This window comes from Endozoicomonas acroporae (assembly GCF_002864045.1).
Classification (GTDB): Bacteria; Pseudomonadota; Gammaproteobacteria; order Pseudomonadales; family Endozoicomonadaceae; genus Endozoicomonas; species Endozoicomonas acroporae.
Window position 1 is genome coordinate 1 of record NZ_PJPV01000225.1, and the last position, 4,526, is coordinate 4,526.

Here is a 4,526-nt window from a genome sequence, read left to right on the forward strand (position 1 = left end):
TAAGTGTGAGCACACTGGGTTTGGTTGAAGTATCCAGATGCTGGCTAACCAGTTTCCAGGGAAATTGTAAGCCGAGGCCGAGTATAAAAACCTGATTTCCATCCATGGCTGGATACTACTTCTGATGAGGTAAAAAGAGCCCGAATTCTCTCAGATATTTCATAAGGAAATCCACACTAAAGGACGAGGAGCCTAAAAAAGTAGAGTTTAGACGATAGAAAGTACCCACCTGGTGATATCAGGCAGGAGAAGGGAATGGCATTGCTAAGTAGTTAGAAACTACTTCCGGTCAAGTTTGAAAACATGCTCTGTAATTACCTGCAAACCCTGAGCCTGTTTTCGAGGTGAAGGTTTGGTGTCCCGTGTCTCAATCAGATCGATCTCGAAGTGGTCGCCGTAGAGTGCTTTTACCCGATTGGGAGGGATACTGAATGGTGGCGCTGCTGCGGCAATATCATCATATTCCACCGTGATCAGCAGGATTTGCTCAATATCCGGTGCGATACGCAGAAGTTGTTCTATATAAGCTTCCTGCTTGCCGGGAGGGAGTGCAACCAGGGCTGCCCGGTCATAAACAAATCTGGCCGGAACGCTCTCTTCTGTCAGGGTAAAAAAATCCCCCCGAACCAGGGCTAATCGTTCGCTGGACCAGTACTCATGTTCACCTGCTGCCTGCCTTGTGTAATCGAGGTTTTGCTCGGAAAAAAAGGCTTCCACAGCCACCTCACTTAACTCGGAGCCAATAACAAAGTGTCCCTGCTTATGGAGCTCAACCATATCAAGGCTCTTGCCACACAGCGGAACGAATACCATATCCTTTGGTACTGCACGTATTTTAGGCCAGTGTTTAACCAGCATAGGGTTGGCCTGATCAAGATGGAAGCCAATGTTATTGTTCTCCCAATGAGACTGCCAGTTAATCTCGTCCATTGCTATTGATATCCCGTTATCATGGTCGGACACTGAATTGGATGCTTTGCAATTATTAACCATACCGGCTGCCAGTAGGAAGATAAATAGCTGAGTGTAGTTCATGATCAGCCTTACTCTCTGAAGTCGTGTATACAAGGTAGCAGAATGCCACTGGTTGTGATTGAAGCGATGCACGGGGCAGGAAAATCTGCGCTGTAAAATACCCCGGCAAAGAAACTGACAGGATTGATTCACTGTTCGAATATGACTGGCCGCTCCCATTAATATCCGGTCTGCCAATATGATACGCAAGAGCCCGTTTGCGCAGGGGATTTATTTATTGATCACCTGCTGACAGAATTTGTCCAATAAACCGGGATTTAAAACAATTTTTAATTTATCGCGTGTAAATAATGGTTTCCTGTAGCCTGGTTTCAAAGTTATCCCAGTCCATGGGGGTGCTGCTGATGATTTCCAGGCGGCTATCTGACGTTTCTTCAATCTCTATCACACTGACAATACCATCCTGCATATTAAAACCTTTCACCCCCTGGTCTGTTTTTGCCACTGCTTTTAAACGCTGGGCAGTTTGCGCATGAATCAGTGAGAACAGCCGGTCAAATGAAAACGAAGTGCTTTCAGAAAACAGCCAGCCACAGCTGAAATGATGCTGGCCTGTGTTTTCCTTGCGGAGAAAAAGTTGGCCTTCAGGTAGCTTGAGGTGCATGGCTTCTGTGGTCTGGAGCTGATCAGGGCTTTTCTGATGTGCATGGTGGGCTTTGGGGTTAACCGCCACACGATCACGGCGAGGAAGATCCAGCCACTCTACGGAAAGTGCCCCCTGCTTTATCCAGGCCGTTTCTGGTTTTGGCCCCGGTAACTGGTCTGCAAACTGCTCAAAACGCCTACGGTCAGTTTCGCAGGATAAGTCAGTTTTGTTGGCTACCAGAACATCGGCCAGATGAATCTGATCCCGAAAATTGTCATTCTCAAGGTATCGGGTATCTTCAAGGTTGCGCGGATCCACCAGGCATATACTGGCTTCCAGGCTCAGAATCTCACGGTAATACTCTCCTTGCAGTGTGTTAATAATTTCCTGGGGATGGCCCAGCCCGGTGGGCTCAATCAGCAGCCGATCCGGTTTGCTGCGGGCGATCAGCATATTAAGGCCAATCTGCATGGGGAGCCCGGCCACGCAGCACATACAGCCACCGGGCACTTCTCGCACGAATACATCATTACGTGCCGAAGAGCCCTGTAACAGGGCACCATCAATACCGACTTCGCCAAACTCATTGACCAGCACAGCCCAGGTTTCGTTTTCCGGTTTCTGCCTGAGTAAATGCAAAATGGCGGTGGTTTTACCGGAGCCCAGGAAACCGGTGATCAAATTGGCAGGAATTTTTTTCTCCATTGTAATAACAGCCTTGCAATTTTCTGGAACTGGAACTGGAACTTGAATTTGAAATAGTATCGTGAATTATAAATGTAAATGAATAAATTGATGGTGATATCTGCACGTTGGCTTTTTGCAGAAGAGCTTTCACTTTTATAGGAAGTGCTATCTTGGTTGCTCAGAAGCTTATTGATCAGCCTGGCGTTTCTGATCATGGGTTCCTGAAAACCAAAACAGGACTTCTAACAATGATTAGCACCGGTGTAGAATCTGGAAGTTGTTGTCTAAGGCATCGCTCACCATGCTTGAATAGTGAGTGGAAAGACACTGGAGGGGCTTTTGGACGGACAATAAGATTAAAGACAGATGCAGAAGCACATATTGCTAAAGAGAAAGAGATTGAGGTGCAAAGTGATATAGAAACAGAGCTTTTTTCAAAGAAAATCATCTATCGAACCTTTGACAGACTAAATGGACAAAAAATAAAACCCGCTTTTCGAGACAAACTGGATGAATTTAAAAAAGACCTTCATGTTTTTGATGATAATCTGGCCGATCTTGTGGGGAGTAAGCTCCGGCCTTTCCGAATTATGATGATGCCAAGTGAAGATAATGGTAAAAAATACAAAGAGGCGATGAAGGCTGCTGTTGATGCTGTTATTTCTGATATTCGAGGCACCTATGAAGAGTGGGTCGTTGAAGGCCTCGAAACGATATCCTCCGATATTGATGAGTTAGATTCTTATTTCTTTTCACTCATGCTGCAACGAATAGATGAGGGGTGGCAGAACCTGCCAGATGAGGATAGTTTTTTTGTCAATCCTGAGCTGATTGCCAAGTATCCGGAAAAATATCAGATACAGCGTATGGGAATGCAAGTAAGCCAATGGTTGTTTGGCGTAGGGATCGTTGCTGCAAGCTCATACACCCCTGGGGCTAGAGGGGTTATGCAGATGGATAAAGGAGATACTAGCAGCCTTTTTGGTTGGCTGATAAGTACAGCAATGAACCGGTACAATATCAGTCAGGATGAAGCTATTGTAAGAATTCTATCTCAGCCGACATTTGTCACGTCGCTAAATGATGGTCATGAGCCTAAATTCGACGGATCGATTCTGGGGAATTTTGAAGGAGGTGGAAAAGTCCTTTATATGTCAGCAATAGCATTAGCAAATCGGTTTCATCTTAGTGAATATGCGGGTATGGCAACGGCCATGTTTTTAGCAAGGGTCAAAAGAGCTGTTTGCTCCCTGCCTGAATGTTTTTCTCAGGTTTTTTATCGTCATGTTGGTCGATAAAATAATTCGTTAGTTTATTCAAGGTTCGAGACCTGAAACCGGGACGTTCACATCGCATACAATTCATTAATAAAGTTTTCTGTGAACAAACCTGCCGCAATGCATTGGCGAATAAATGGCGTCAGTGGTTTTAACGTTTGGCTAAATAGATGTGAAAGTTCCAGAAAATCCTTGCACTCCCAAACTGAGGCAAGACTAAATTGGTCCAATACATAAGGTAGATTTTGACAGTTTGTAAATGTGCCATCGAAGCGTATTTGATTGTGAAGTGCAAGTATAACTTTATTTACATTCTCCTGTGATTTTGGGTAATAGCAGTCTTTCCCCGACCAGAAGGGTTTATAATGTTTCTCTTGCCATCGGTCCCATAGCCAATCATCGGGTTTATTGGGGTTTCTTGCAGCGGTACTGACCTGCAGACGGTTCGGTTCAGGCAGTTGAAAACGTTTTATAAGATGATCTATCAGAGGACTGACAATCTGGTCTGCCTGACAGTTATTCTCCTCAGCGGCTTTTAAAACAAGAGCAACAACATTCTGGTTAACGGTTGCTAATGACTTATTAAATGTCGCACTTTCCTGTGCCATTCCTGCCATGGCAGCATTGCCAGTGGGAGGGTCAGTCAATTGCATGGTGTAAACAGTATTATTATTTCCTATTGGGTCAAGCATAAATAGACCTTTTTGTTGAGACGTAGATATTGCTGTTCATAGGGGCTGAATAACTTAATCACTCTGCACAGACAGAGAACTTATGCAGTCAACGTTTAGTCTGTTTAATCCGCCAATAGTTCCCTTCGTAACCAAATGGAATATACGATTGCAGTGATGCATCCACTCTGTTGCGACGGCAACATCTTCAATTGCGGAGGCGTTTTTTTTTATTGTAACTATTCAGCACCCAGTAAAGGCATATTACTG

General features: G+C 44.7%; 4 protein-coding genes. 1 reads left to right on the forward strand and 3 read right to left on the reverse strand.

Going from position 1 to position 4,526, the window contains the following annotated elements; all coding sequences use genetic code 11:
• Positions 1-279: 279 nt before the first annotated feature.
• Both CX664_RS24350 and CX664_RS24355 read right to left on the reverse strand, forming a co-directional pair.
• Positions 280-1,035, reverse strand: coding sequence for a thiopurine S-methyltransferase (locus tag CX664_RS24350; protein WP_180966619.1), 756 nt, complete (start codon positions 1,033-1,035; stop codon positions 280-282).
• Between the two features lie 274 nt (positions 1,036-1,309).
• Positions 1,310-2,326 (reverse strand): CobW family GTP-binding protein, encoded by a 1,017-nt coding sequence (locus CX664_RS24355; RefSeq protein ID WP_101749204.1) that lies wholly within the window; start codon positions 2,324-2,326, stop codon positions 1,310-1,312.
• Positions 2,327-2,478: 152 nt separating this feature from the next.
• Here CX664_RS24355 and CX664_RS24365 point away from each other — a divergent pair, with 152 nt between their 5' ends.
• Entirely contained in the window at positions 2,479-3,606 is a 1,128-nt protein-coding gene (locus CX664_RS24365; protein ID WP_146000307.1) for a hypothetical protein, read from the forward strand.
• 47 nt (positions 3,607-3,653) lie between these two features.
• On the opposite strand, the gene CX664_RS24370 is transcribed toward CX664_RS24365, so the two are convergent.
• Positions 3,654-4,277 (reverse strand): hypothetical protein, encoded by a 624-nt coding sequence (locus tag CX664_RS24370; protein ID WP_101749207.1) that lies wholly within the window; start codon positions 4,275-4,277, stop codon positions 3,654-3,656.
• Positions 4,278-4,526 lie beyond the last annotated feature (249 nt).